24 protein-coding genes are annotated in these 26,698 nt (G+C 47.2%); 16 read left to right on the plus strand and 8 right to left on the minus strand.

The annotated features are described in order from the left end of the window. Positions 1–39 precede the first annotated feature (39 nt). Positions 40–1,044, minus strand: a complete 1,005-nt coding sequence (locus HH196_RS10150) for a DctP family TRAP transporter solute-binding subunit (RefSeq protein ID WP_169452004.1) — start codon at positions 1,042–1,044, stop codon at positions 40–42. Between the two features lie 261 nt (positions 1,045–1,305). Between HH196_RS10150 and HH196_RS10155 the strand changes: the two genes are divergently transcribed. Together HH196_RS10155 and HH196_RS10160 are read left to right on the plus strand one after the other, a co-directional pair. Next, positions 1,306–1,953, plus strand: coding sequence for a TetR family transcriptional regulator (locus HH196_RS10155; protein ID WP_169452005.1), 648 nt, complete (start codon positions 1,306–1,308; stop codon positions 1,951–1,953). Between the two features lie 35 nt (positions 1,954–1,988). Then, positions 1,989–3,164, plus strand: a complete 1,176-nt coding sequence (locus tag HH196_RS10160) for a sugar MFS transporter (protein WP_169452006.1) — start codon at positions 1,989–1,991, stop codon at positions 3,162–3,164. A gap of 17 nt (positions 3,165–3,181) precedes the next feature. Here HH196_RS10160 and HH196_RS10165 read toward each other — a convergent pair whose 3' ends face one another. Genes HH196_RS10165 through HH196_RS10180 form a run of 4 tightly spaced genes read right to left on the minus strand, consistent with a single transcriptional unit; the run spans position 3,182 to position 7,140 of the window. Continuing rightward, positions 3,182–3,988, minus strand: a complete 807-nt coding sequence (locus HH196_RS10165; RefSeq protein ID WP_169452007.1) for a sugar phosphate isomerase/epimerase — start codon at positions 3,986–3,988, stop codon at positions 3,182–3,184. A gap of 4 nt (positions 3,989–3,992) precedes the next feature. Further along, a complete protein-coding gene (locus HH196_RS10170; RefSeq protein WP_169452008.1) occupies positions 3,993–4,610 on the minus strand; it encodes an NIPSNAP family protein in 618 nt (205 codons plus the stop codon). Between the two features lie 12 nt (positions 4,611–4,622). After that, complete coding sequence (locus HH196_RS10175; RefSeq protein WP_169452009.1) at positions 4,623–6,344, minus strand: FAD-dependent oxidoreductase; 1,722 nt, start codon at positions 6,342–6,344, stop codon at positions 4,623–4,625. A gap of 4 nt (positions 6,345–6,348) precedes the next feature. Then, positions 6,349–7,140, minus strand: a complete 792-nt coding sequence (locus tag HH196_RS10180) for an IclR family transcriptional regulator (RefSeq protein WP_169452010.1) — start codon at positions 7,138–7,140, stop codon at positions 6,349–6,351. Positions 7,141–7,272: 132 nt separating this feature from the next. On the opposite strand from HH196_RS10180, the gene HH196_RS10185 reads away from it, so the two are divergent. The 10 genes from HH196_RS10185 (at position 7,273) to HH196_RS10230 (ending at position 19,417) form a co-directional block, all read left to right on the plus strand. Then, positions 7,273–8,958 carry an FAD-dependent oxidoreductase gene (locus HH196_RS10185; protein ID WP_169452011.1) on the plus strand — a complete coding sequence of 562 codons (1,686 nt, stop codon included), beginning with the start codon at positions 7,273–7,275 and terminating at the stop codon, positions 8,956–8,958. Continuing rightward, positions 8,958–9,788, plus strand: coding sequence for a shikimate dehydrogenase (locus HH196_RS10190; protein ID WP_169452012.1), 831 nt, complete (start codon positions 8,958–8,960; stop codon positions 9,786–9,788). Before HH196_RS10185 ends, HH196_RS10190 begins: the two co-directional genes overlap by 1 nt. 11 nt (positions 9,789–9,799) lie before the next feature. Further along, positions 9,800–11,476 (plus strand): FAD-dependent oxidoreductase, encoded by a 1,677-nt coding sequence (locus HH196_RS10195; protein WP_211160786.1) that lies wholly within the window; start codon positions 9,800–9,802, stop codon positions 11,474–11,476. Continuing rightward, on the plus strand, positions 11,469–12,278 hold the full coding sequence (locus HH196_RS10200; protein WP_169452014.1) for a sugar phosphate isomerase/epimerase: 810 nt from the start codon (positions 11,469–11,471) through the stop codon (positions 12,276–12,278). The genes HH196_RS10195 and HH196_RS10200 overlap by 8 nt, the downstream gene beginning before the upstream one ends. Positions 12,279–12,420: 142 nt before the next feature. Next, complete coding sequence (locus HH196_RS10205; protein WP_211160787.1) at positions 12,421–13,272, plus strand: LysR family transcriptional regulator; 852 nt, start codon at positions 12,421–12,423, stop codon at positions 13,270–13,272. Between the two features lie 107 nt (positions 13,273–13,379). Continuing rightward, positions 13,380–14,372 (plus strand): tripartite tricarboxylate transporter substrate binding protein, encoded by a 993-nt coding sequence (locus tag HH196_RS10210; protein WP_169452016.1) that lies wholly within the window; start codon positions 13,380–13,382, stop codon positions 14,370–14,372. Between the two features lie 91 nt (positions 14,373–14,463). Further along, positions 14,464–14,988 carry a tripartite tricarboxylate transporter TctB family protein gene (locus tag HH196_RS10215; protein WP_169452017.1) on the plus strand — a complete coding sequence of 175 codons (525 nt, stop codon included), beginning with the start codon at positions 14,464–14,466 and terminating at the stop codon, positions 14,986–14,988. Next, positions 14,988–16,478, plus strand: coding sequence for a tripartite tricarboxylate transporter permease (locus HH196_RS10220; protein WP_169452018.1), 1,491 nt, complete (start codon positions 14,988–14,990; stop codon positions 16,476–16,478). The genes HH196_RS10215 and HH196_RS10220 overlap by 1 nt, the downstream gene beginning before the upstream one ends. A gap of 85 nt (positions 16,479–16,563) precedes the next feature. Beyond that, on the plus strand, positions 16,564–17,427 hold the full coding sequence (locus HH196_RS10225) for a shikimate dehydrogenase (RefSeq protein ID WP_169452019.1): 864 nt from the start codon (positions 16,564–16,566) through the stop codon (positions 17,425–17,427). Between the two features lie 136 nt (positions 17,428–17,563). After that, a complete protein-coding gene (locus HH196_RS10230; RefSeq protein ID WP_169452020.1) occupies positions 17,564–19,417 on the plus strand; it encodes a bifunctional sugar phosphate isomerase/epimerase/4-hydroxyphenylpyruvate dioxygenase family protein in 1,854 nt (617 codons plus the stop codon). A gap of 10 nt (positions 19,418–19,427) precedes the next feature. Here HH196_RS10230 and HH196_RS10235 read toward each other — a convergent pair whose 3' ends face one another. Further along, positions 19,428–20,618, minus strand: coding sequence for an ROK family transcriptional regulator (locus HH196_RS10235; protein ID WP_169452021.1), 1,191 nt, complete (start codon positions 20,616–20,618; stop codon positions 19,428–19,430). A 14-nt stretch (positions 20,619–20,632) separates the two neighbouring features. Continuing rightward, positions 20,633–21,409 carry an ATP-binding cassette domain-containing protein gene (locus tag HH196_RS10240; RefSeq protein WP_169452022.1) on the minus strand — a complete coding sequence of 259 codons (777 nt, stop codon included), beginning with the start codon at positions 21,407–21,409 and terminating at the stop codon, positions 20,633–20,635. A gap of 178 nt (positions 21,410–21,587) precedes the next feature. Between HH196_RS10240 and HH196_RS10245 the strand changes: the two genes are divergently transcribed. The 3 genes from HH196_RS10245 to HH196_RS10255 all read left to right on the plus strand — a co-directional run bounded on the left by HH196_RS10245 (position 21,588) and on the right by HH196_RS10255 (position 24,801). Further along, complete coding sequence (locus tag HH196_RS10245) at positions 21,588–22,517, plus strand: sugar ABC transporter substrate-binding protein (RefSeq protein WP_169452023.1); 930 nt, start codon at positions 21,588–21,590, stop codon at positions 22,515–22,517. Positions 22,518–22,600: 83 nt separating this feature from the next. Next, on the plus strand, positions 22,601–24,133 hold the full coding sequence (locus HH196_RS10250) for an ABC transporter permease (protein ID WP_169452024.1): 1,533 nt from the start codon (positions 22,601–22,603) through the stop codon (positions 24,131–24,133). Between the two features lie 119 nt (positions 24,134–24,252). Next, positions 24,253–24,801: a YaeQ family protein gene (locus tag HH196_RS10255; RefSeq protein ID WP_169452025.1), complete on the plus strand. Its 549-nt coding sequence runs from the start codon at positions 24,253–24,255 to the stop codon at positions 24,799–24,801. A gap of 4 nt (positions 24,802–24,805) precedes the next feature. Here HH196_RS10255 and HH196_RS10260 read toward each other — a convergent pair whose 3' ends face one another. Further along, the gene (locus HH196_RS10260) at positions 24,806–25,168 is read right to left on the minus strand and encodes an outer membrane protein assembly factor BamE (protein WP_169452026.1); all 363 of its coding nucleotides are present in this window, start codon (positions 25,166–25,168) and stop codon (positions 24,806–24,808) included. Positions 25,169–25,247: 79 nt separating this feature from the next. On the opposite strand from HH196_RS10260, the gene HH196_RS10265 reads away from it, so the two are divergent. Then, positions 25,248–26,540, plus strand: coding sequence for a DEAD/DEAH box helicase (locus tag HH196_RS10265; RefSeq protein WP_169452027.1), 1,293 nt, complete (start codon positions 25,248–25,250; stop codon positions 26,538–26,540). Positions 26,541–26,698 lie beyond the last annotated feature (158 nt).

A 26,698-nucleotide genomic window follows, 5' to 3' on the forward strand; every position in this document is an offset into this window, starting at 1 on the left:
GAGACTCCAGCCGGGCGGCTGGAGTCTTGGGTGGTTCGATTACTTAGAAGCAGCTGCTACAGCTGAATCAAGTTTTTCGATCCACTCTTTGCTGCCTAGCTCTTTCGCTAGCCAATCTTTAACTGCTGGCTGAGCAAGTTTCTTGAACTGTGCCATTTCATCAGCAGTTGGAGAGTGAACTTTCATGCCTTCAGCAACAACTTTAGTTACGCCTTCAGCTGTGTTGAACTGCTGAATTGCGCGGCCCATTAGACCAGCAGTACGTGCAGCTTTAGCTATGATGTCCTGCTCTGCAGAAGATAGTGACTGGAAGAACTCATCGTTGATTACGATGAAGTCAGCAGCGTATACGTGGCCATCAAGAACCATGTACTTCTGAAGCTTGTGAAGGTTGTTGTTGTAGATGGTACCTACAGGGTTTTCTTGGCCATCAACTACACCAGTAGTTAGTGCGTTTGGTAGCTCAGACCAAGCGATAGGAGTTGGTTCACCACCTAGGCCGTTAACCATCTCAACATATAGAGGGATTGGCTGAACGCGGAATTTTAGACCTTTCATGTCTGCTGGTGATTTGATTTCACGAACGTTGTTAGTGAAGTTACGGAAACCAGTTTCACCGTACGCAAGAGTACGTAGACCAGTCTCTTCTAGACAGTGTGCAGCAAGGTCCTGACCGAACTGTCCATCAAGTACATCCCACGCGATAGTAGCGTTTGAGAAAGTGTAAGGGATGTTTAGTACGTCAGCTTCTTTACAGATTTTAGCCATTGCACCAGAGATGATAGCCATCTGAGTTGTGCCTTCCTGCGCCTGCTGTACTAGTGAACCTTCGTCACCTAGTGCTTTAGCTGGGAAAAGTTCAACTTTGATATCAGTCTCGCCTTCAACGATGTTTTTGAAGATGACACCTGCAGCACCTTTTTTAGATGTCTGCCAGTCAGCACCGTCAACGTGACCTAGTTTAATAGTTGGTGCTGCGAAAGTTGAAACAGAAGCAGCCGCTACAGCAGTAGCAACAAGAGTTTTTAGCATCGCCTTTTTCATCTGGCTCTCCACTTTATTATCTTTTTGCGCTCGAAGATGGCGCTATTTAGGGTCTAAGGTCGTCTCTCAAATGCCGATTTACCCCAAGTAAAATCGACTTTTAAGATTCGATCTTGGTTTTTTGTACCATTTGGTTAAAACCAAGTGGCCTAAATTTGCCACACCCTTGCAGAGAAGATCAATAGTTTTGTACCATTTGGTTAAAACTTTTTTGAATTACAGTTATTACCTTTTTATAGGGTTTTGGTTAAAAGAGCGTTTATGACTCAAAGCGAAATATCCAAAAGCAGTTCTAAGAAACGTAATCCAGAAGCGGTGAAAGCGGACATCCTTCGCGTCGCAACCGAAGAGTTTGCTACATCCGGGTTTGCAGGTGCGCGAGTCAACCTGATAGCTGAGAAGACCGAAACGTCGAAACGCATGCTCTACTACTATTTCGGAGATAAAGAGCGTCTCTATATCCAGGTTCTAGAGAATGCTTACCGTGATATTCGACTGGGCGAGCAAGAGCTGAGACTGGCATCCCTTGAGCCTAAAGAGGCACTCAAAACTCTGATAGCGTTCACCTTTGATCACCAGCGAGCTAATCCTGCCTTTATCAAACTTGTCATGATTGAGAATATTCATGAAGGGCGTCATCTATTGGCTAAAGATGCCTTCGAGCAGGTCAATGCTCCGGCTATTCAAAGGTTAACGGAGATCTATCAGGCTGGCGTCGCCTCAGGCGATTTTCGTTCAGGGTTAAACGTCGTGGAGTTGCACTGGTTTATCAGCTCAATGTGCTTTTTTAATAACTCAAACCGGAGTACATTCTCTGCAGCTTTTGGTACCGAGATTTTTTCGGATGCAGGGCAAGAGAGATTGCGCACAGAGGTAGAAGAGTTAATCTGCCGATATGTAAGCGCATAATTTCGTTCGAACAAATGTTGCCAAGGAGATAGGCATTGTCTCGATCCGCGCTTTTACTACTACTCTGCTTCATCGCATTTATTTCATTGGGTCTGCCTGACGCGATTTTGGGTGTTGCCTGGCCATCAATGACGGGTGAGTTAGATGCAACACTAGACCGCTTGGGACTTATCATCGTAGGTGGTACCAGCGGCTACATTATAAGCAGCTTTATGACGGGCGCAGTACTGCGCTTGATTGGAGTCTCATGGCTCTTGATAGGCAGTGGATTGTTAACAACAGTCGGACTTATTTTAGTCACGGTTGTCGATAGCTGGTTATATCTACCCTTTATTGCGTTGATCTCTGGCTTGGGTGGCGGTGGTATAGATGCCGCACTCAACACCTATGTCGAAAAGCACTACTCGGGGCGTGTTATGCAGTGGCTGCATGCCAGCTTTGGAGTGGGCGTGACCATCGGCCCTTTGATTATGACAGGTGCTTTGGTCGCAACCGGTCAGTGGCGTGTTGGCTATCTAGTAGTCATCGTTTTAATGCTGCTGATGATCGCTACCTTCCTCTATTTCCGAAAGCTATGGGACGATCCTGATCAAACTGAAGAGGTTCATGACGAGCCATCTTCCACGCTAATCGATTCTCTAAGACTGCCCGTTGTCTGGTTTAGTATGGCGACATTTTTCTTCTACACCAGTGTAGAGATCGGTGTCGGAATGTGGTCTTTTACCCTGCTTACAGAATCTCGTGGCGTATCTGTTGAGCAGGCGGGATTTTGGGTCTCCGTCTATTGGGGTTCATTCACAGTAGGGCGCTTAGTCGCGGGTCTACTGTCAGAGCGTTTGGGAGATATGAAGATGACACTCATCGGGCTCTCAATGAGCTACGTTGGTATTATGGGTTATCTATTTGTTTGGCCGGGGCCTGGCGGAGTCTACTCTCTCGTGCTTATAGGTTTTGGTTTGGCACCAACGTTTCCTGCTCTTATTTCTACCACTTCAGAGCGAGTTCCAAAGAGTCACGTTGCTAATACGGTTGGGATGCAAATAGCTGCGGCTGGGGTAGGGATGTTGATTATTCCAGGTGTGATGACTTGGGCGGTCGGACTTTTTGGTATTGAGATTATTGTTTCAATCTTTGCAGCCTTGCTGGCTCTAGTACTGGTTACGGTAGGAATATTGAACAACTCTGCAAAGAATAACCCGAAGCCTGTTTAACGACCTCGGGTTTTACTTTACAACGAAGCAATCAGCTCTTTTGTGCGAATCAACGCTTGAGAAGCGCGATCTTTAGCGGAGATTGTCGCCTCTTCAGCGGTGCGAGGTATCTCTATGCTGATGACCTTGTCTCTGGGCAGGGCGCGCAACATTGAAGCGATATCTATTTCACCATCACCTGGTAAGAATCGTTCACCCCTTGCGTTGTGAATAAGCTGCTCTAGGGTCGGATTCTCGATTTGTGGAGCATCGCAAACCTGAATGTAGTTAATACGCTCGGGTTTGATTGCACGTAGATCCTCTAATGAACTCTCTGATCGATCGTAATGTAATGCATCCACCAGAATGGCAGCGTTAGTGCAATTCACCGCTTCAGTCACTTCAATAGCGTCACGTATATGTCTGACGGCAGTCCACGGCATAGGTTCTAAATCTGCAGTCATGCCAAATTCAGCAGCACGTCTACAGAAACGCCCGTAATTCTCAATCAGGCGGTTTCGATCTAGATCATCGCCCGCGACCAGAACATGTTTCGCTCCAAGCTCGGCGCCTACCGTTAAGAACTGATCAAAACGCGCAAGATCGAATGTGTCGTTTACGCGTACGATCTCAATATCCGCAAGTTGTATGCCTGTTTCGCGAAGCGCTGCAATTGTTCGCTGTTGTACCTTAGGGTCTGTAAGGATTGGAAATGGTGCCTCTGTTCCCGCAGGTAAGAGGCGAAACCCCACCATGTCATATCCAGTTTCGGCTGCAACACGTACAGCCTCATCTGGAGATAGATCTTTGGTTGTTAAATATGCGAGTGAAAACTTCGTGTTCATTTGCTTATTTCAGCGGTGAGAATGGCATTGGAATAGCCATAGTTGATTCCATTTCAGGGCGTAGGAAAGCAGGTCCGCCCGCTGGTGGCCATACGCCATCTGCAACACTCTTGCCGCGAGCTTCAGCACGTGCATTAGCCGATTCATACGGCCAGATTTGAGTGAATCGTGTAGGACCATCTATTGAGTACATTGCGATCGTAAGTGGTGAATACTCTACGCGCTTAGGTACTGCTTCACGCCATTTCTCGATCGTTGGAGCTAGGCCATTAAGCGTTGGTTGGTAAGTACGGATCTCATAAACTTTGCCAAATTCACCTGGCTCAATTTCAGGCATGAAATCCAACGCTTTATATGAATCGCAGCTGTAGTGAAGCAGGTCTTCACCGCCGTTAAATGGATCAGATGAAAGGCGGATACGATCGCGCTCTTCGAACATCTCGTCAAGGGAGTTGAAACCACGCAGTAGATACACCTCGTTAAGGCTGCCTACGTCAGAGAACCATGCACCGTATAGTGTGCCCTTGGCTTCTGGTGCATATAGGAAAGCTTGAATGCCATCGGCCATTTTGCCGGCACCAAATATCACAGTTTTAAGGGTGATCAGTTCGTAGTATTTCATCTTCTCTCCAAATTATTGGTCTGATTCGTTGTTCAAATGTTTTGCGATAGCTTTTCCGCAGAGATAACCAAAGGTCATGGCAGGTCCAAGGGTTATGCCCCCGCTGGGGTAGTCGCCCCTGAATATACTGGCGGCCTCATTACCAACAGCATACAACCCAGGAATCGGTTCCTCTGCTGCATTAATGACTTGGCATTCATGATTGGTCTTGAGTCCTATAAAGGTGCCAAGACTGCCGGAGTTCAGTTTTACTGCATAGAAAGGTGCTTTTTTGATTTCACCTAACGATGGGTTTGGTTGGTGTTCAAAATCACCTGCACCTTTGTTGTAGGTTGACTCGCCTCGTCTGAAATCTAAATCTTCGCCTGTTTTGGCAAATTGATTAAAACGGGAGATGGTCTCCTGAAACGCCTCAAAAGGAACTGCAATTTTATCAGCCAGCACCTGTAGCGATTGAGCCTTGATTAGATAACCGCTTTTTAATGCCTGAATATTTAAAAAGGGTGCAGGTTTCGCGCAACCTAAGCCCCAGCGCCTATAGGCTTTGCGATCGGCTATCAGCCAGCTGTAAGGTTGTTCGCTGGAGTGGCTATCAAATAGCCCTTTCTGGAATTGGTGGTAGCAGTTGGCTTCATTTGTAAAACGACGACCATCCTGCCCAATCGCTAGAATGCCCGGTTTGCCTCGTTCTAACAGGTGTGGGTAGTTGCAGGTCGTACCATCAATTCTGGTGTAAACACTACATGGAGCCCAAGCTGCTGCCTCTGCGTAATCTGCGGAGATCGCGGCACCCTGTTTAAGAGCCATCTGAATGATATCGCCAATATTTTCAGGTACTGCAGCAGAAAAGTGTTTAGCTCCTGCTCGGTGTGCAGCAAACTGATCCAATAACGCTTTGCTATGTGGAAAACCACCCGCTGCTGAAACAACCGCATTGGAATTGATCACAAAATCGGCATCGTTGCTCTTGATGCATACTCCTGTGACTGAGCCGTTCTCACAGATGAGATCGTTAATCTGAACATCAGTAAACAGATCGACTCCGAGGTTCAAATTGCTCTTAAATAGAGATGCAGCAAGGACGTTGCCGTTTTGCAGATACATACTTCTGCGATGAAGTGCCAGGTCTTTAAAATGCGCTGTGAAGCGCTTGCATACATGCAGAAGGGCAGAGGGTTTTCTTAGGGCATCATAGAATTGGCGTAACTCAAAAGAGCCGATGCTCATACCCCATACAGTCGTTAAATCTAACGGTTTTCTCAGAAAACGAATCTCACGTCCCAGTGTTCTGCCATCGAAAGGTGCGGCACATAAAGATCGGCCACCCTTAACAGAGCCAGGAAGATCCTGCATATCAGGCACTTTATCCCCAGAGATAAAGTCTACTTCGGTTGTTGAGCGGTAGTGCTCAACCATTTCTGGGGCTGCATCAAGAAAGGTGTCGACTCTTGGATCGAGTTCACGCCCGCCTGCTACGGACTGTATGTATCGCTTAGCATTCTCTTTAGAGTCCTGAAAACCGGCCTCTTTCGCGTAAGGGTTGAGCGGCAGCCACATCCAGCCACCAGACCATGCTGTAGTGCCACCAATGTGCGAGCTCTTTTCTAGAACTGCAACAGATAGTCCCTGCTGAACTGCACTTAATGCTGTTGAAAGAGCCGCAGCCCCAGATCCTATGACAATGACGTCGTAGTGACTCTTGGGACTGGTATCAATGATGGAGGCTACGGGCACGAGCTTAGCTCTCTAGATGTTTAAAGTAGTTAGACGCACGGCTCGCTTCACTTAATTCCAGTGCTGTAGCTTCAAGAAGCTGCTCAAACCCTGCCATTCTCTCTGCGGTTAATCTAACCGCAGGGCCCGCAATACTGACAGTACCAAAGGGTTTGCCGGTGATTGGATCAAAGATCACTCTAGCCATAGCTGACATGCCATCTAAGAAGGAGTTGCTGTTAATGCTATAGCCTCGAGTTCGAGTGACTGCGAGGGTCTCCAGCAACTGCTTAACAGTCATAGGCGCATCTGCACCCTGTCCCTCACGACTCATGCCCTGTTTCATGACGCGTGCTATAGCATCTTCGTCACTCATCGTGGCAAGCAGTGCGATACCAGAAGCGGACGAGGCTAAGTGAGCAGTCTGTCCCTGTTCTGAGCTTGGGTCATATTTAAGGCCTGATTTTGTACCCTGTGAAACGCCAACCCATACCAGAGATTCGCCATCAAGAATGGCCATTCGGATAAGCTCTTCAGTTTGTGATGCGAGATGGTCGAGCAGTGGTTGCGTAACATCATTCAGCCCTAAGCCACCTAAGTAAGAGAGCCCTAAAGCTGATAGCTTGATGGTTAGAGAGTAGTGTTTGCCCTGATCCAGCTGGCGAACATAGCCTAACTCTTCAAGCATTTTTAGTGAGCGATGGATGCCGCTGGCTGGTTGTCCTAGTGCTTCTGATAAAGAGGAGACTGAACTGCCATGCGGGTTTTGGGCTAGATGCTCGATTAGACTAAAGGCTTTCTCTAGTGCGCTACTCATATCTACTTCTTCTAATAACTTCGTTAAGTAAAGTTGGACTATAGCAGAAGTAGAATATTTTTAAAAAGTTGAATGAAATTCAAATTTATGAGATTTTTGTTCAATCAATCTTAGCGATCGAGGTAAGTTCGCGTGTCTAACTCAAGCTCAAATTACGATTTTATTGTCTGTGGTTCTGGTGCGGCAGGTCTCTCTGGTGCTGTTTTCGCAGCGCTTAAGGGTTGGAGGGTTTTGCTGCTTGAAGAGAGTCAGTATATTGGCGGAACCAGTGCCTTATCGGGCGGCACGACTTGGACTCCACTTAGTTCAATTGGGCGTGAAGTTAACGACAGCGATTCACTGGAAGAGGTGACAGCTTTCTTAGATGGTACTGTCGGTGAAGCATCAGACGCTAAGGTTCGTGCAAGTTTTCTGGCGCATGCCGCAAGTGCGGTTGAGACGCTTCAGAATCATACGCGTATGGAGTTTCGTCCATGCCCTAAACATCCAGATTACATGTGGAATGCAGGACATGCGACATTGAACGGACGAGCGATTGAGCCGGTACCATACAAAACTGGCCCTATGGGTAAGCTCCGTGAATTGGTGCGCCCGCCTATCGAAGAATTTACTGTTCTTGGTGGTATGCAGGTTGACCGTATCGATATTCGTAACCTACTTGATCGTTACAAGTCAGTGAAATCATTTTTCTATGTTGGGCGTTTAGTTGCGACCTACGTGCTCGATCGAATTTTTTATGGACGTCACTCTCGCTATGTCATGGGGCAGGCGATGATTGCTCGTCTACTTCACTCAGCCAGTGAGCTTGGTGTTGATATAAAAGTGAATGCGTCGGTAACCGAACTTGTTGAAGAATCGGGTCGGGTTGTTGGAGTTAAGTACTCTGATAACGGCAGCACAAAAGAGGCTACTACCAAACGTGGCGTGTTGCTTGCTACGGGCGGGTTTGGTGCAAACAAAGAGCGTCAAAAACAGTACTACGAAGCTACATGCTCTGGTGTTTCACCTGCGAGCTCAGATAACAAAGCATCTATTCATCCACTGGTTGAAGCACTCGGTGCACACTATGGTTCTGCCGATAAACATCCTGCCTTTTACGCACCCTGTTCAACACGACAGCGCAAAGATGGTTCAACAGCTGTGTACCCTCACTTTGTCTTTGATCGAAGCAAGCCCGGTACAATTTGTGTTAATGACGAGGGCAAGCGCTTCCTAAACGAGACGATTTCATATCACGATTTCGGTCGAACAGCGTTGGCTATGCAGATGGGTGGTGAGCCGATTTGGCTTATCGGCGATCAGAGAGCTGCAAATAAGTATGGTCTAGGTTTACTCCGTCCAGGTGGCGATAACCCGAAACCTCTTATCAAAGAGGGCTACCTTAAGAGCGCATCAACTATTGCAGGGCTTGCGAAAGAGATTGGAGTATCCGCTGAAAATCTTGAAGCTACACTCAATCGTTACAACGAATCTGCAGTGCGAGGCGAAGACCCAGAGTTTGGACGAGGTAGCACACCATACCAGCAACATAATGGCGACCCGGATAACGCACCGAATACGACAATTCGACCGCTGTCAGGCCCATTCTTCGCAGTGAAGCTTGAAATAGGTGTCATAGGAACTGCAAAGGGCTTTGCAGGTAATGCATTTGCTCAGCTAAACAAGGGCGATGGCTCGGTCATTGAGGGAGTTTACGCTGCTGGTAATGACCTTCAATCAATCATGGGTGGTGTATATCCTGGACCTGGTATCACGATTGGTCCTGGAATCACCTTTGCATACATCGCGACTCAGCATGCTGCAGGGGAGTTGAGCTAATGAGTATTGAACTCTCAGGAGAGACTCGTCTTTTCCCTATTGTTGGTGACCCGATTGCCCAGGTTCGCTCGCCAAAGTATCTCACTGAAATTATGGCTTCGCGCGGGATTAACGGCATAGTTCCACCGGTCCATGTTGCTCCCTCAGAGTTGGCTGGCTTCTTTGCTACAGCCAAGGCTATTCAAAACTTGGATGGCATCGTCATTACACTGCCTCACAAGATCGACTCCCTGGCATTTTGTGATCGAGTGACAAAGCGTGCATCAGTGATTGGTGCTGTGAATGTGACGCGTCGAATGGCAGATGGGTGCTTCTATGGCGACAACACGGATGGTGAAGCTTATGTCTCTGCAATTCGAAATCGCGGTGGTGAGCCAGAGGGTAAACAGGTACTGCAAATTGGTGTCGGTGGAGCTGGAAGTGCGGTGGCCTATGAGTTTTTGGCGCAGGGTGTAGCAACCCTTTATATATTCGATGTTGATGCTGCTCGTTTATCTCAGGCAGTTACCAAATTAGATGCGGTGTTCCCGGGTCGTGTTCGAGCTGCAGAGAGTAACTCTCCTAAAGGTATGGATATAGTTGCTAATGTAACGCCGGTGGGTATGAAAGAGAGTGATCCTACGCCCGTTCCTTTGGATGAGCTTACGTCAGATATGATGTTTGGTGATGCGCTGACTAAACCTGCTATCTCTAAAACGGGTGAGTTTGCCCGCTCTATTGGCTGCAAAGCAATGGCTGGCGCTGATATGTTTGATGCACAGGCAGAAACACTCGTTAACTTTATGACAGACGACGAGTCTAAATTTCTCGCTGGATTTGAATTACTTTAATGGGGTCAAGAATGGATAACGCTCACTACGATATGATTGTTCTTGGCTCCGGCGCAGCGGGTCTGTCTTCTGCTGTCACGGCGGCTAAAAACGGCTTGCGTGTCCTGGTTATTGAGAAAGATAAGGATATCGGCGGGACCACGGCGTGGTCGGGTGGTTGGATTTGGTCCCCACGAAATCTGTTTGCCACTGCCCGCGGTATTCATCATGAACCTTCAGAGGTTAGAGAGTATCTGAAGAATGTTACCGGTCCGTTTTTTAATGAAAAGCGAGTTGATGCTTTTATAGAAAATGCGCCAAAAATGATCGACTTCTTTCACAAGAATACCTCACTTCAGTTTCAGGGTGATCCAGGTATTCCAGACACCTATGGACATCAGCCTGGTGCAGGAATGGGTGGACGTTCAGCGATAGCGGAGCCTTTTGATGCCAAAATGCTCGGCCGCGATTTTGCTAAATTGAAGAAGCCTCTAAACGAGACCACATTTTACGGCTTAATGATTCAGTCTGGGTCAGACTTGAAAGCTTTTATGTCGATGACTCGCTCTTTCAAGTCTATGGTGCACGTTGGCAAGCGTATGACGCGCTTCTTCTTTGACATGCTGCGTTTTAGACGCAGCACAGATCTTAGAAATGGCAATGCATTGATTGGTCGCCTTCTTAAATCAGCGATAGATCTCGGTGTGGAATTCAAGTTAGAGGCTCAGGTTACAGCCCTAGTCCAGCAATCAGATAGGGTTGTTGGCGTTAAATTGGGCGAACAAGAGATTTTGGCGAATAAAGGTGTTGTATTGGCCAGCGGGGGGTATCCGCATGATCAGCAGCGCAGAGAGAAGTTGTTTGTGCGAAATGCCGAGCACTCAACTCTTGCAACGTCGCTTGCTACTGGTGATGGTGCATCACTCGCTGAAAGTGTCGGCGGACATTTTAAGTCAGATACCGCAGCCCCAGCAGCCTACTGCCCTGTTTCATTGGTGCCCTGGCAGAACGGCCGTATTGGAGTCTTCCCTCATATCATCGATCGCGGCAAGCCAGGTCTGATTGCTGTCCGTCGAAATGGTCAGCGCTTCTGTAATGAAGGACTGGGTTACCACGACTTTGTTGCCGACCTTCAGGCTCAATTAGATGCCGACGAGCCTGCAAAGGCATGGATGATCTGTGATTACCGATTCTTACGTCGATATGGGCTTGGCATTGTTCGTCCAACTCCTGTTCCATATTCTCCATGGGTTAAATCTGGGTATCTCAAAGAGGCTAACACTCTAGAGGAGTTAGCACGCCAGTGTGGGATTGATTCAGCAGCTTTTGTTCAAACGGTAAAATCGTTCAATGACTCGGCTGCGAAAGGTGAAGATCCAGAGTTTGCTCGAGGTACAACTCCTTATATGCGTCTACAGGGAGATGCTGAAATTCAGCCTAACCCCTGTGTTGCGCCTATCTTGAAAGCGCCATTCTTTGCTATTGAAGTTGTTCCAGGAAGTTTTGGTACTTTTGCCGGTATAGATGTCGATGAGAATTGCCGTGTGCTTACCGCGGATCAGAAGCCCATCGAAGGGCTCTTTGCGGTTGGAACGGATGCCGCCAGCGTGTTTGGTGGCTTCTATCCGGCCGGCGGTATCGCAATTGGTCCTGCGCTGACCTTTGGTTATGTCGTAGGTAATTATGTAGCAGGCACGACAAATGAATAACTACCCTTTAGGGTTGGCACACCTTTCGGCCTTAGACCTGCCGCCTCCGCAATTTATTCGTGTAGCAGCGAAAGCTGGATTTAGTAGCGTTGGACTTCGCTTTGTTGCAGTAAACGATGTAACCCCGGGTTATCCGTTGATGTCTGATGCCAAGATGCTGCGTGAAACGAAAGATGCGTTATCAGAAACGGGACTTCGGGTTAACGATGTCGAGTTTTTAAAGTTCGAACCTGGTACTGATCCTCGCTCGTTTGATGCGTTAATTGATACGGCAGCAGAACTAGGCGCAAGAACTATTATTACCGCCCCTTATGATGAAGATCTCACTCGACTTGGTGACAACCTTGGGCAGTTTGCTGATCTGACTGCTGCCAAGGGTGTTCAGACTGTCCTAGAGTTTTTCCCTTGGACTGTCATTGATGACTTGGCGAGTTGCTGGAAGCTGGTACAGAACAGTTCAGAGCATCTAGGCATCTTAGTTGATTCACTTCACTTCAACCGTTCGAACTCGAGCATAAAGTTGCTAAAGAAAATTCCGGCTAAACGACTTCCGTTCGTGCAGCTGTGTGATGCACCTGTGCAATCGAGCTATACCTTTGAAGAACTGATTTACGCGGGTCGTGATGAGCGATTGGCGCCTGGGTTAGGTGAAATACCTTTGGCAGAGATTGTGACGGCTCTGCCGAAGGAAATAGTAATTTCACTCGAGGTGCCTCAGATTAAAAAGACTAAAGAGCTTGGTGAGGACCGGGTATTGCAGCAGCTCTTTGCCGATACACAAGCTTATCTAAAAAATCGATAATAAGTAGCATATAAGTTATTAGGTATAACTTACTATAATTTGTTAGTTTTATTATTAAGCGCAGTAAAGCGTAACAAAATAACCCCAAGGAATCGGTTTGCGCGATATAACTCTTAGGCAAATTGAAGCGATTAGAGCGGTCATGCTACGCGGGAGTATTCGCGGTGCAGCTGAGCATTTGCATGTCTCGGCGCCCGGAATAAGCCGCATTATCAAGCATGCCGAAGATACCTTGGGTATTCGATTGTTTGAGCGAAAGGGTGGCACCTTTGTCCCTGCGGTTGAAGCGAGAAACTTTTTTGACCAGTTGTCAGAAGTTTATAAAGGTGTTGAGAATCTTCAGCTTGCCCTTGAGTCGGTAAAACGCGGTGACGATTCAGAGTTGTCCTTCGCTTCTGCTCCATCAATAGCTGCTTACATTGCGCCGCAGGCGATACGGACGGTCAGAGACTGTTACCCAGGCCTCTATATCGATCTGAATATCGTTAAATATGAAGAGGCGATTGATTATGTCCTGCTAGAGCAGGGCGAATTCGCCATTATGACTACCGATGTTGATAGTCAGGGTATTGAGGTTAAGTTTCTGGGAAGTGTACCTGTAAAGGTCATTCTTCCTCTTGGGCATCAGTTGTCCTCGAAAGAGGTTATTTCGGTTCAAGATATCCGAAACGAATCGATTATAGGTGTTGATCCTCATGACCCTTTTGGTGCTCAGCTTTACGCGCCATTTAAAGATGCTGGACTCAATGTTGTCTATGCAACGCGAGGACGCTTCTCGCAAACGGTGATCGGTTTGGTTCGTGAAAATCAGGGTGTTGCGTTAATTGATGACACCTCTGTTTTAAGAAGAGATTTGAGTGGTGTAGAGGTTCGTGACTTGGCTGAAGATTACTATATCTCGGTCTACCTCTACTCTAAGTCTGGGCACAAGATGTCGAGTTTTGCACAACAGACGATTTCAGAAATTGAAAAAAGATTGGGTCGCGGAAAATAACATTAAGTTAACATTAGTTAAATATTGGTATTTTACGTTATTCACAACCGGGGCAAGAATGTAAAAAGGTCTTGGCCTAATAAATAAAAAAATACTGGAGAGATACAATGCGCAAGCTTCTTCTCGGTGCTGCTATAGCACTAACAGCTACTACTACGTTCGCTGCTGATTACCCTGCTAAAGATGTACAGGGCATCATCCAATGGGGTGCTGGTGGTTCTACTGATACTGTAATGCGTTCAGTAACACCGCACGCTGAAAAAGCGCTTGGTCGTGACATCGTTATGACTAACAAAACAGGTGGTGTTGGTGCGATCGCAATGAAATATGTAAACGCTCAGAAAGCTGACGGTTACACACTTCTAATGGGCGCTGAAAACCCACAGATGTACAAGACTCTTGGTCTTGCTGACATCGACTACAACGACATGATCCCAATTAACGTGTTGGCTCGTGGTGTACCAATTTTCGTTGCTCGTAACGATGCACCATACAACAACATGAAAGAGCTTGTTGCTTACGCTAAGGCTCACCCAGGTGAAGTTAAAACTGGTTCAACTGGTCCTGGCGGTCTAACTTCTATCGTTCTTGCTATGCTTAACGCGCAAGCAAACGTTGAGTTCACAGGTGTTCCATACGACGGTGACGGCCCAGCTCTTACAGCACTTCAGGGTGGCGCTATCGACGTAATGCCTGCGGTACTTGGTGCTGCTATCGAGCACGTTAAAGCGGGTCGTATGAAAGCGATCGGTCTTGTAGACGTTGCAGCTAACCCACTTCTACCAGGTGTTGCGCCAATCACTGAAGCATTCCCTGGTTACAACGAGTTCCTACCTTGGGGTCCATTCTTTGGTGTATTCGTGAAGAAAGGCACACCAGCTGATGCTGTTGCTAAACTTCAGGCTGCATACGCTGAAGGTGCTAAATCTCCTGAGTTCTTGAAGCTTATGAAAGATCGTGGTTTCACTGTAATGGGTATTTCTGGTCCAGAAGCTGAGAAATTCCTAACTAACTACCGTGCAACTTCGTCTTGTATCGTTCACAACGCTGGCTTCGGCAAGCAGGATCCTAAAGAGTTCGGTATCAACTGTTCTAAATAAGATCGTTTGAACGCAGCAGTCGGGTCTTTTCAGGCCCGGCTGTTTCTAACCATTTTGGCCAAGATGGCCACTATCTTGGATGGTTGCTTCTATGCTTCACTCTCAACACGCAACTGTAAAACCAGGCGAAGTTCTATTCGGCTTCCTACTGGTGGCATTCAGCCTCTTCCTGTTTTGGCAGTCTTACGAAATAGCGGGTTTTTCTGCGCTAAGTTCTCCAGGCTCATTTCCGCTAGCAGCTTCAGCACTCATGGTGATTAGCTCATGCATCGTGGCGGTTCAAAACCTTAAACTACCAAAACAAGAGGGTGCTTTTTTCTCAGTCGACATCATGCCTAAGATTGTCGCTGTTACCCTTGCGATTCTGTTGATCTTCTCAGTGGTGCTTGAAACTGTTGGTTTTATTCTAACGGCATTTGTTTTCTTGGTAGCCTCTATTCGTTACCTACATCGCTCTTCTTGGCAACGTACTTTGCTGCTCTCTACTATGATTCTTGTGATTATCTATGTTGTATTCCGCCTTATCTTCCAGGTTGTGCTTCCTGAAGGAATAGTGCCGGAGCGTGAGATTATGGCGTGGTTTGAGGATCTCTTTAAATCAGGAGGCACCAACTAATGGAAGCTATTAGTAACTTTTTAATTACATGGACCTCGATTGATCTTCTAGCGCTAACAGCTCTTGGAACATTCTTGGGTATATATATCGGTGCGATTCCTGGTCTATCAGTAACGATGGCCGTCTCAATCCTGATCTCATTTACCTTCTCTTGGGAGGTTTACAATGCACTAGCATTGATGGTGGGTGTCTTCATGGGTGGTGTTTACGGTGGTTCGCGTACAGCGATTCTGCTGAACATCCCTGGTGCTCCATCGGCAATCGCGACAGCGCTTGATGGTTTCCCAATGGCGCAAAAGGGTGAGGCAGGACGTGCTATCGGTCTCTCTACAGTGATGTCTGTAGTGGGTGGTTTTGTTGGGATTATTATTCTTTCAATTGCTGCGCCTAATATCAGTGAATTCGCACTAACCTTCCAGCCGCGTGATTACATGATGCTCGGTATCATGGGTATCCTCTTGGTAGGTTCGCTTTCTGGTGAGAGTTTGACCAAGGGTATCTTTGCCGGTGCATTTGGTATGTTGATTGGTACAGTTGGTCTTGACCCGCTAACAGCAGAAGAGCGCTTTACATTTGGCGTTGTCGAGCTGTGGAACGGGATCAATCCAGTGGCTGTCATGATCGGTATGTTTGGTCTCTCTGAAGCGCTGATGCAGCTTCATCATCTTGATAAACAGGCCATTAAACAGAAGTTAGATAAGATCATCCCTAGCTGGGGCGATGTGAAAAAATATCTGCCACTGAGTCTGCAAACTTCAACCATTGGTACCATTATCGGTGCACTTCCAGGTACGGGTGGTGATATCGCAGCCTTGATCTCTTACGACTACGCAAAACGCACGACGAAAAAACCGGAGGTGTCATTTGGTCAGGGTGCTAAAGAGGGTTTGATTGCTCCAGAGTCGGCTAATAATGCAGCTGTAGGTGGCGCCTATATTCCAATGCTAACCCTTGGTATCCCAGGTGATGCTGTAACAGCGGTATTTATTGGTGCGTTGTTCATTCATGGTTTGAACCCTGGTCCGTTGCTTCTGATCGAACGCCCAGAGATGTTCTGGATGACCGTAGGTAACCTGACTCTAGCTAATATCTTTGTTCTGATTTTTGGTCTGACGGGTATCAAAATCTTCTCTAAGATTGTTGAGTGTCCAAAAGGACTTCTCATCCCAATGATCTTTATGCTTTCGATTGTCGGTGCTTATGCTATTAACACCTCGATCGCGGATGTTTGGTGGATGATCGCCTTTGGTGTGCTTGGATATTTCATGAAGCTTTATGGCTTCCAAGTAGGCCCAGTAATTTTGGGTGTCATCTTGGCTCGTCTAGTTGACGAGAACTGGCGCCGTGCGATTATTTCGGAGCGTGAATCGCTTCCAGATTTCTTTGCCAATCTGTTTGCAAGTCCGCTTTCGGTTGCTCTCTTCACGATAATCGTACTTGCGGTTGTGACTCAGACCCCGCTAATGAAGCTGATCAAACGTAAAGGCTAATGTTTCATCTGACCACTCTTACTTGGGGTAGTGGTTATTTTTGAGAGGCTTAGGCCTCTCTTTTTTGGTCGAAAGGAGACCGAATATGACGATTAAGATTGGATTGATTGGACATGCAATCAGTCAGTCACAGTCCCCTGCGCTGCATGAGATGCTGGGTGAGATCTATGGTTTTGACGTGAAGTATGATCTGATCGAGCCAGAGCATAATACGCTTGAGTGCTTTCAGGAGACCGTCGATCGAATGAGATCAGAAGGGTACGTAGCAACCAATGTGACTTTTCCCTTTAAGCAGTTAGCAACGCATGTCGTTACGAATGGTGATCAGGCTGTTGAGATGGTGGGTTCTACAAATACAATGCGTATTGGGCAAGAATCGATTGATGCCACCAACACTGACTTTAGTGGCTTTGTAAAAGGCTATCAGAGCCGCCGTGGTGATAGACCAGCCGGTGACGTGCTGATGCTAGGAGCCGGAGGTGTAGGGCGTGCAGTGGCTTTTGGTTTAACGAAGCTCAATGCAAAAAAAATCTACGTCTACGACCTTAGTGCTGCAGGAGCTGAATCGCTCGTTGAAGCATTAGTTGCTGTAGGTGCAGATGCAGAGGCGATTCTAGCGGATGAGATCCCAACGATTGCTAAGCAGGTTGATGGTCTTGTGAACTGTACCCCTATAGGGCACCTTAAATCGCCAGGTAATCCATTAGATCCTTCGCTTTTCGGCGGACAGAAGTGGGCATTCGATGCCGTATATGTGCCACTGGATACTGAGTTTCTGAAAGCTTCTCATGCTGCAGGCCTTGATTTGGTTTCAGGCTTTGATCTCTTTTTCTATCAAGGAATCGATGCATTTCAGTTCTTTGTTAACAGTAAGGTCGATCCTAGTGAGGCGCGAACTCGGTTTGTTGAGAAGTTTAAAGTGAGCAGTGATCTTTTAGATCTAGCGTGAAATTAGAGAAGAGGCGAATGCCTCTTCTTTTTTGATTGATGAAATTTAAGTAATACAAAACTAATTAAATAGTATTTAGTGTTTTTTGTAGATCTTGCTAAAATGCCATCAGTTAAACCCAACTGGAGGGAACATCATGAAAACAGCAATCGCAACGGTAACACTCTCGGGCAGCTTGCCTAAGAAGTTAGAAGCAGCCGCAGATGCCGGTTTTGATGCTGTAGAGCTGTTTGATAATGATTTGATTCAGTTTTCGGGAACGCCGCGAGATGTTAAAGAGATTGCGGATGACCTAGGTCTTAAGATTTTAGCGCTTCAGCCTTTCCGTGACCTGGAGGGGATGCCAGAAGAGCTTAAACGTCAGAAGTTTTACCACATGCAGCGCCGTTTTGAGATGATGCATGAGTTAGGTACCGAACGTATCCTTTGTTGTTCTAACGTTTCCCCTTACGCAGTTGCTGATAAAGAGCGTTGTGCTGCGGACCTTTATGAAGCTGCAGAACTGGCGCATAAAGAGGGCTTCATTATGGGTTATGAAGCGCTATCTTGGGGACGTTACGTGGCTGATTATGAGGATGCTTGGGATCTTGTTAAACGTGCTAACCATCCTGCGCTTGGTATCAACCTAGACACGTTCCACATGTTCTCACGTGGCAATACACTCGATTGTCTTCGAGATGAGATAACCGTTGATAAGATCGCGTTAGTGCAGGTTGCAGATGCGCCAATTATTCCAACATCCGATCTAATGCACTGGAGCCGTCACTACCGCTGTTTCCCAGGGCAGGGTGATATGCCGGTTGCTGAGTTTATGAAGGTTCTGTGTGATAAGAACTTTGATGACTACATTTCTCATGAGATCTTCAATGATGAGTTCCGCTCTTCGTCTGCTGAACAGCGTGCCGTTGACGGTATGCGTTCACTTATTTGGTTAGATAAGACCTGCAAAGATGTAAAACCTACTGCAGATATCACTGATATTGAATTTGTAGAGTTTGCGATTGAGGGTGAGCAGGGTGAGGCGCTAGTTGAAACGCTCAACTCACTTGGATTCAATGAGACTCATAAACACGTTTCGAAAAATGTCAGCCTGATGCAGATGGGTGACATTAACCTTGTATTAAACCGCGAACCGACAAGTCAGGCGCACCAGCACTACCAGGTTCATGGTGCATCGGTATGTGCATTCGCTTTGACCACTTCAAGTGTGAAAGAGTCCCTCAGCCAGGCTGATGAGTACCGAATCAAGCGCTTTAAAAATGCTACGGGTCCTGGCGAGCTAAATATTCCTGCGTTGCGAGGCGTAGGGGATGGTTTGGTCTACCTTGTTGAACGTCATAAGAAGTTTCGTTTCTATGATGTCGACTTTGATGCAATTGAAGGCGCGCAGCCTGGTGATGCAGGACTTATCCGTATCGACCACATGGCGCAGTCAGTGGCTAATACAGACTTCCTGTCGGCCTCTTTCTTCTATAAATCGGTATTTAACTTTGATATTGCACCGGTGCAGGATCTTCCAGATATCTACGGATTGGTGACCAGTCGAGTGGCTTCTAGCCAAAATGGCCGAGTGAAGATTCCGCTTAATATGACAGAGGCTAAACAGGCGTCACCAGAGCGCTTCATTCAGCGTACCCATGGAGCAGGTGTTCAGCAGATCGCATTTGAGTGTGAAGACATCATCAAAGCGGCCGCTAAGCTGAGTCAGGATAAGGTTCTGCCAATTCCTGATAACTACTACCGTGAGATTGAAGGTAAGTTCCAGATTGAGCCGCAGCTTCTCGAGAAGATGAAATCACTTAACGTGCTCTATGATCGCAATGAAGATGGTGAGTTCTTCCACTTCTATACGCGCGAAGTACAGGGTGCATTCTTCGAGGTTGTGCAGCGTGTGGGGAACTATGCAGGTTTTGGTGAACCGAATGCCCACGTCCGTTTTGCTGCGCAGGCTGCGATTCGTGAGATGGAAGCAACGCTAGCGCTTAACTAAGCGTTAGCGATTAACCTGCCGCTTTAAGGAAGGCTTGGTTATCCAAGCCGAAGTTTGAGTAGATTGGAAGGAGTGCACCGCCTTTGGCGCGCGCTTCAAATCCTAAATGACCGGCAAGGATGCTTGGTTTCTCCAAACCTTCCCAGTTAGTTTCGCTGGTCGCAGCGTTAACTGCTGAAACTAGATAGTTAGTCGCCACCTTAGGTATGCGACCATCAATGATGATGCCATCCGGATCTAATAGCGCTGTGCCAGCTGCAACAGCGTCGGCAATGTATTTTGCAGCGCTATCTGCCCAGGCTGTGAAATGATTCCACGCCTCTTCACCCATCGATGCCGATAGGTTGGCAAAGTTAGCGCTTAGATTGTGCTCTTTCAGCGTTTTATCAAGCTGATGGAGTGAAGCTTTGTGGATCAACTGCTTACGATTCACCGTTGGAAGTGAACCAATCGCCCCTGCGTTTGAGTGGCTGCCATTCCAAATCTGACCGTTCATCACTACGCCGCCACCAATAAATGTGCCGACATATATGTAGATGATGTTTGACCACGCTTGTGGGTTGCCGAAGGTGATTTCCGCAAGGCAGGCTGCGGTTGCATCGTTGATGAGACTGACATCAAAACGTGTGCGTTTACGAACTTCGTGAAGGATATCGACCTTTGCCCAGTCGCGCAGTGCATTGCGTGCTTCAACTAGCTCGTCACTCCAGCCATCTAAAGCAAATGGCGCTGCAACACCGATTCCTGTGCATCGCTCAAGCTGAAGCGGACTGAGTGTATCTGTAAGCTTGAAGATGCTCTCTTGGATCTTGGTAAACACTTCGTTGGGAGTTGGGAAATCATACTCGTGAGTGAATTGAGTACGTACTTGCCCCGTGAAGTCCATAAAGAGGATATCGGTTGATGCACGACCGATCTTGATACCAATACTGTAAGCACCATCAGGATTGAGGCTGTATGGCGTTGAGGGTTGACCCACGCCACCACGACGTTTTGTTCCCGCGATTAGAAGATCCTGAGCGCAGAGTCGGTTGATGATTGATGCTGCAGTCTGTGGTGTTAGATTGGTCGCCTTAGCTATCTCGGCTTTGGTCAACGCACCATTCTCCCGAATTAACGAGAGAATGACCCGCTCGTTGTACTGGCGAACCCCAACTTGGTTGGAGCCAGATACTTGCTGAGTGACTGAGCTAAGACGCATATCTTCTAATATCCTTAGATGTAGCTCGCGTTTTCGTGCACGCCCTGGTCTGCTGCACCCGTGATCAATGAAACGATTTCGTTACCATTGGTCTCTTTAGCAACACGTGTACCCACGATGCGACCTTGACGGAATACCACAATACGATCGACAAGGTTAAATACCTGGCGAAGGTTGTGGCTGATAAGAATCATCGGAATGCCCTGTTCTTTCAGGCCGCGAATGATGTTCTCTACGCGTGTAGTCTCTTGAATACCGAGTGCAGCTGTTGGCTCATCCATGATGATAAGCTTTTCGCCCCAAGCTGCTGCACGGCTTATCGCAACACACTGGCGCTGACCGCCTGACATGCCACGAAGTGACTGAGAGAGGTCTGGAATTTTTACGCCAGTCTTCTCAAGCATCGCTTCAGACTCGCGACGCATCGCCTTTTTGTCTAGCCAGCTCAGTGGACCCAAGTTGAATTTGGTTTTCTCACGGCCTAGGAAGATGTTTGCTGGTACATCAAGTTCATCTGCAAGTGCTAGGTTCTGGTAAACAGTTTCAATACCTGCGTCACGTGCTTCTAATGGCGAAGCAAAGTCGATCTCTTCACCGTAAAACTTGATAGAGCCTGCAGTGCGCTGTTCAACACCAGTTAGGTTACGAACGAAGGTTGACTTACCTGCACCGTTGTCGCCAACGATTGCTACGTGCTCACCTGGAGCTAGGTCGAAATCCGCATCATTTAGAGCGTGTACACCGCCGTAATGCTTAGTTAAACCGCGAATTTCTAGTACTGGATGAGACATAACATCTCCTAAGATTAGAGGTTAATAATTGTTCGAATGAAGGCAAATGTAACGGCAAATAATTTTTAAATCAATTGAATTTAATAATTGACACGAAATTAAGTTTCAGGAATTATTCACCTCAGGCAACGACTCGGTCGCCGAAAACAAGAACAACCAAAATTTTGGAGATCTACCCATGAAATTGAAAAAAATGCTTGGTGTAATGGTTGCGGGTGCAATGCTTTCTGGCGCTGCATACGCGGACTCAATCGGTTACATCACTAAATCTGCTACCAACGCTGGTTGGATGATGATCAACCAGGGCGCAGCTGATGCTGCTAAAGACGCTGGTGTTGATCTAGTGACTGTTGGTCCTGCTTTCCAGGGCGACCTTTCTAGCCAGCTAGAAGTTTTTGAAAACCTTGTTGCACAGGGTGTTAAAGCGATCGGTATCGCACCAGTTGACTCTTCTGGTGTAGCTCCAGCAGTTAAAGATGCAATGGGCGCAGGTATCCCTGTAGTTGCAATCGATACTGGTGTATCTGGTGCTGACGTTACTTCATTCGTTGCTACTGACAACTACGCAGTTGCTAAAGTACAGGGTGCTGTTGCAGCTACTCTAATCAACGATGGCGACGCTATCATCTACGTTACTGGTAACCAGGCACAGTCTACTGGTCAGGAACGTCGTAACGGCTTCATCGAAGCATTCAAAACTGCACGCCCTAACTCTGAAATCCTAGAAGTACCAACTGAGTGGAACTCTCAGCAGGCTCAGGAAGGCGTAGAAGCTATCCTTAACTCACGTAGCGACATCAAAATGGTTGCTAACGCATGGGACGGCGGCACCATGGGTGCTAAAGCTGCAATGGAAAACCTAGGTCTTTCAGCTGGTGATATCAAACTAGTTGGTTTTGACGGTGCAACTGACGCTATCGAAGCTATGGACAAAGGTTGGGTACACGCTGATACAGCACAGATGCTTTACCAGATGGGTTACCAGGGTATCAAAGCAGCTGCTGCAGCAGCACAGGGTAAAGCAGTATCTCCACGTATCGATACTGGCTTCTTCCTAGTAACACCATCTACTTCTGGTGCTTACAAAAACCTAGTTGGTATCAAGTAATAACTTGATCCGATGATCTACGAATGGATCGGGTGTTACCCGGTCCATTTTTCTTTAAAGCTAATTAAATATGGTTCTTACACATGTCCTCTAGCAGCCTTCAAGACAAAGCGATCGGGTTAACAGTCTCGTTCTTTCGCAAGGAGTGGTCTGGTGCTCTTTTGGCGATCGTGATTCTAGCAATTGCAATCGAGATGGTGACTGACGGTAAACCGTTCTTCCACCCAACAAACTTGATGACGATCCTCAACAACTCAGCCGCGATTGGTGTCGTTGCTGGTGGCATGACACTCGTAATTCTCGCAGCAGGTATCGACCTGTCTGTCGGATCCGTTATGGGATTAATTGCAGCATTAACGGGCTACATTTGTAGCTACTGGGGTTTCCCAGCCTGGGCCGCAATTCTATCGGGTCTAGCAATGGGTGCAGCGGTAGGGATTATTCACGGAACACTGGTCGCTTACGTAGGCATGCCTGCCTTTATCGTAACTTTGGCTGGTCTTTCTGTTTGGCGTGGTGCTGCTCACTTATCTACAGGTGCCAAAGCGACGCCTAAACTACCTGAAACTTTTGATCTCTTTGGTCGTTACAACCCTTTTGCTGGGATTCGTGATGACTACAAAGCGGGCGAGCTTTCTGGATTTATGGAGTCAGTAGGTTCTTTTATTGATGCTCATTGGATGGATTTCTTCCGTACTTTCCAAATGAGTATGCTGATCTTCATTGTCTTCTTTATTCTGTTGGCGATGGTCGTATCTAATATGCGTCTAGGTCGCTACATCTATGCTATCGGCAGTAACGAGCAAGGCTCTCGTCAGGCTGGTATCAATACGAAAATGTACACGCTTTACACCTATGTAATCTGTTCGCTTGGTGCGGCGCTTGGAGCAATGCTGTTCTTAGGTCGTGCGCCTTACGCTAAATCTGACTACGGTCAGATGTGGGAGCTTGATGCGATTGCAGCGGTAGTTATCGGTGGTACCTCGCTATTTGGCGGCCGTGGCACAATCATCGGCACATTTATGGGTGTTATCCTGCTTAAACTGATTAACAACGGATTGACGCTAGCTCAGTTAGCGACTTTCTGGCAGATGGTTGTACTAGGTCTAATCATTCTTGTTGCTGTTGGTTTGGATATTGTTCGTCAATCTAAATCGGCTCTACGTGTTCAGCGAATGATGGGTGTGGTTGCAATTGTTTTAGCTCTGTTTGCAACACTGACGCCGGGTTCTAAAGTGATTAGCTCTGCTGTTACTCTTCACGAGCACAACAGCATGGTTGCTCTACAGGCGGCAGGTACTGACCTTGCAGCTAACCAGACTGCACGTCTTCTAGCAGAGCCAGTAGTGGCTGAGCACGCTGCGACTGTTGCAGCTAACTGGCAGCCAGCATTGCTTCTATTAGTACTTGTTGTTGCTGCACTACTAGTTTCTATCACTCTTAAACGTACTTTCGCTCTGGGTGCTGCTGCGCTTTATGCAGCGGGTGCTGTAGCGGTTGTTTCCATGGGAATGGCAGCGGTAGCGCCACTGCTTATCCTAGGTGCGGTCGTGTTGGCAGGTCTAACAACTGTGCCTTACATGTTCGATCGTGCACGTGCATTGAGTGAGTTTTAATTTTTCTAGGCCATTCCTAGCCGGGCTTGTCCCGGCTTTTTTTTGCCCGAAATAAACTCAGTAAAGCTTAGCTTCACGGAATCCCGTATACTGCGCCCATCTTACAAGGCGAAATTCTTATGGCTCAAAACTCAACAATTTTTAAAGTATTTCTTCAGATCGCAGATATGGATCGTCACTACTATGCCGACCACAATCTGACCTTAGCTCGTCACCCATCTGAGACTGATGAGCGAATGATGATGCGTCTGTTGGGTTTTGTCATAAATGCAGATGAGCGTTTGGAGTTTACTCGTGGTCTCTGTGTAGAGGATGAGCCAGATCTATGGAAGAAGAGCTACTCTGACGAAATTGAGCTATGGGTCGATGTAGGTTTGCCAGGCGAGAAACAGATCAAACGTGCTGCGAGTCGTGCACAGCAGGCACAAATAATTGCTTATGGTTCAGATCAGGCTTTTGATCCTTGGTGGAAGGGTGTGAAGGCCGTGGTGACTAAGCAGAGCAATGTTCAGTTACTTCGAGTCAATCCTGAGCAGAGTGAAGCCTTAGCAGATTTAGCTCAGCGCGGTACGCAACTGAGTGTGAACATCCAAGATGGCCAGCTTTGGTTTAGCAGTGAAAGTGGCGAGGTGACTATTGAGCTGGAAAAAATTTTCCCAGCTCAATAAGGGTTTACTGTAAGCCTTCAACCAATTGGTTGCAGGTGTTTAGTTCGTGAACAAAGGGCGAGTATTCGTTTGAATTCACAACAGCTTTTACAGCGGTCTCATCATCGAAAGTGATTACTAACTCGCATTTACCCTGTTGCGATGATTTGTTCTGTTCTGTATCCGAGTGATAGACCCAAACTGAAGTGTGCGGCCCGGTATCTGTTTTGCTTCGCGGACTCCCTAACTGCATCTCGACAGATGTTTTATCGAGTTTAATAAGACGTTCGCTAATCTTCTCAGTGGTGTCAAAACGCACCTGCGGGGCAGAACACGCGACGAGTAAAGATGTTGAAAGCAGTAGCCCAATTAATGCGGTACGGTTCATACTAACCTCCTAGAATTGAATTAAGCTAAGTCTTGCACGGCTTAACAGCCTCAGCAATAGAGTTTTACAAGGAATTTGAATGACTAAATTTGCCGATCTTGGATTGTGTGAAGAGCTGGTTGAGCAGTTACAGCTGCTAGGTCACCACACGCCGACACCGGTTCAGTCCGAAACCATTCCTTTGGCTCTAAATGGTGCTGACGTTGTTGCTGAAGCACAGACGGGAACCGGCAAAACTGCCAGCTTTGCCCTCCCAATGATCCAACGTCTGCAACGTGATGCCATTGAGGGTGAATACCGCCAGGTGCGTGGTTTGGTGTTAGTGCCAACGCGTGAACTTGCAGTTCAGGTGGCAGATCACACCCTCGAGTATGGACGCCCACTTAAGATGCGCGTCGTCTCTATCTTTGGCGGTGTTCGATTTGATAATCAGATTCGAAAATTAAAGCGCGGTGCAGATATCTTAGTCGCAACCCCGGGGCGACTTTTAGACTTGATCAGACACAACGAAATTTCCCTTAAAGAGGTTGAGATGTTGGTCTTTGATGAAGCCGATCGCATGTTGGATTTAGGTTTTATTGGCGATATTAGAAAGCTCTTGGACTTCATTCCCGAGAAGCGTCAAACGATGCTCTTCTCGGCAACCTTAAACGACTCTGTTGAGGTGCTGGCAGAAAAACTCCTGACAGAACCCAAGCGCATCTCCGTGACTCAACGCAATTCTGCCAGCAAACAGGTAAAGCAGAGTGCCTATGCTGTAGAGCATTCAGACAAATCGGATGTACTTGCGTTTCTTTTACGCAACGGTAACTGGCAGCAGGCCATCGTATTCACTCGAACCAAGAAGCGCGCGGATCAAGTGACGTTTGATTTGGCAGCCGAGGGGATAGGCGCGGTGGCAATACATGGTGATCGCTCCCAACGTGATCGTTTGGCAGCGCTAAAAGCATTTACAGAAGGTGAAGCCCAGATACTCGTGGCAACGGATGTTGCAGCGCGCGGTCTAGATATAGAGGCGCTGCCGCTTGTAGTGAACTATGAGTTACCTAATGTACCTGAGGCCTATGTGCACCGAATTGGGCGCACTGGCCGTGCTGGGCTACAGGGAAGGGCAATCTCTCTAGTGGGCGGTGATGAACGACGCTTCTTGAAGGCGATCTCTGATCTTTTAGGTAAGCCAATCCAACTTCAGCCGGTGCCAACTCTTGAATGTGGAAAGCTTGTTGAGGGTGGAGTGTTATCTGAGAAGAAGCGTAGCCCTAAAAATGGCAGTGTGTCGGCTAAAAATCACAGCTCTAAGGCAGCCCCTGAAACCTACCAAGTTGATAAATCTCGTAAAAGCTTGCGACCATCGCTTTTCAAAAAAGGGTAGCTCTGAACACTGCTCTTTAAGCCAGAAAGTCTTATAGAAATCATAACTGCAATAAATGTCATTTCGGTTTTGATTGAATCGAAAATATTGCTGAATCTATTCTGAAGATTTTTTCGTTTCTAACTGATTGAATTAACAGCTCTATGAATCATTTCTGA

It is taken from the genome of Marinobacterium sp. LSUCC0821 (assembly GCF_012848475.1).
Taxonomy (GTDB): Bacteria; Pseudomonadota; Gammaproteobacteria; order Pseudomonadales; family Balneatricaceae; genus Marinobacterium_E.

Bases quoted from the DNA above. Each gene is read 5' to 3' on its own strand.
- HH196_RS10200 (WP_169452014.1), top strand. From the start codon at position 11,469: ATGAATAACTACCCTTTAGGGTTGGCACACCTTTCGGCCTTAGACCTG.
- HH196_RS10215 (WP_169452017.1), top strand. From the start codon at position 14,464: ATGCTTCACTCTCAACACGCAACTGTAAAACCAGGCGAAGTTCTATTC.
- HH196_RS10170 (WP_169452008.1), bottom strand. From the start codon at position 4,610: ATGAAATACTACGAACTGATCACCCTTAAAACTGTGATATTTGGTGCC.
- HH196_RS10255 (WP_169452025.1), top strand. From the start codon at position 24,253: ATGGCTCAAAACTCAACAATTTTTAAAGTATTTCTTCAGATCGCAGAT.
- HH196_RS10220 (WP_169452018.1), top strand. From the start codon at position 14,988: ATGGAAGCTATTAGTAACTTTTTAATTACATGGACCTCGATTGATCTT.
- HH196_RS10150 (WP_169452004.1), bottom strand. From the start codon at position 1,044: ATGAAAAAGGCGATGCTAAAAACTCTTGTTGCTACTGCTGTAGCGGCT.
- HH196_RS10245 (WP_169452023.1), top strand. From the start codon at position 21,588: ATGAAATTGAAAAAAATGCTTGGTGTAATGGTTGCGGGTGCAATGCTT.
- HH196_RS10265 (WP_169452027.1), top strand. From the start codon at position 25,248: ATGACTAAATTTGCCGATCTTGGATTGTGTGAAGAGCTGGTTGAGCAG.
- HH196_RS10250 (WP_169452024.1), top strand. From the start codon at position 22,601: ATGTCCTCTAGCAGCCTTCAAGACAAAGCGATCGGGTTAACAGTCTCG.
- HH196_RS10210 (WP_169452016.1), top strand. From the start codon at position 13,380: ATGCGCAAGCTTCTTCTCGGTGCTGCTATAGCACTAACAGCTACTACT.
- HH196_RS10165 (WP_169452007.1), bottom strand. From the start codon at position 3,988: ATGAACACGAAGTTTTCACTCGCATATTTAACAACCAAAGATCTATCT.
- HH196_RS10240 (WP_169452022.1), bottom strand. From the start codon at position 21,409: ATGTCTCATCCAGTACTAGAAATTCGCGGTTTAACTAAGCATTACGGC.
- HH196_RS10260 (WP_169452026.1), bottom strand. From the start codon at position 25,168: ATGAACCGTACCGCATTAATTGGGCTACTGCTTTCAACATCTTTACTC.
- HH196_RS10205 (WP_211160787.1), top strand. From the start codon at position 12,421: ATGCTACGCGGGAGTATTCGCGGTGCAGCTGAGCATTTGCATGTCTCG.
- HH196_RS10190 (WP_169452012.1), top strand. From the start codon at position 8,958: ATGAGTATTGAACTCTCAGGAGAGACTCGTCTTTTCCCTATTGTTGGT.
- HH196_RS10230 (WP_169452020.1), top strand. From the start codon at position 17,564: ATGAAAACAGCAATCGCAACGGTAACACTCTCGGGCAGCTTGCCTAAG.
- HH196_RS10235 (WP_169452021.1), bottom strand. From the start codon at position 20,618: ATGCGTCTTAGCTCAGTCACTCAGCAAGTATCTGGCTCCAACCAAGTT.
- HH196_RS10225 (WP_169452019.1), top strand. From the start codon at position 16,564: ATGACGATTAAGATTGGATTGATTGGACATGCAATCAGTCAGTCACAG.
- HH196_RS10180 (WP_169452010.1), bottom strand. From the start codon at position 7,140: ATGAGTAGCGCACTAGAGAAAGCCTTTAGTCTAATCGAGCATCTAGCC.
- HH196_RS10195 (WP_211160786.1), top strand. From the start codon at position 9,800: ATGGATAACGCTCACTACGATATGATTGTTCTTGGCTCCGGCGCAGCG.
- HH196_RS10155 (WP_169452005.1), top strand. From the start codon at position 1,306: ATGACTCAAAGCGAAATATCCAAAAGCAGTTCTAAGAAACGTAATCCA.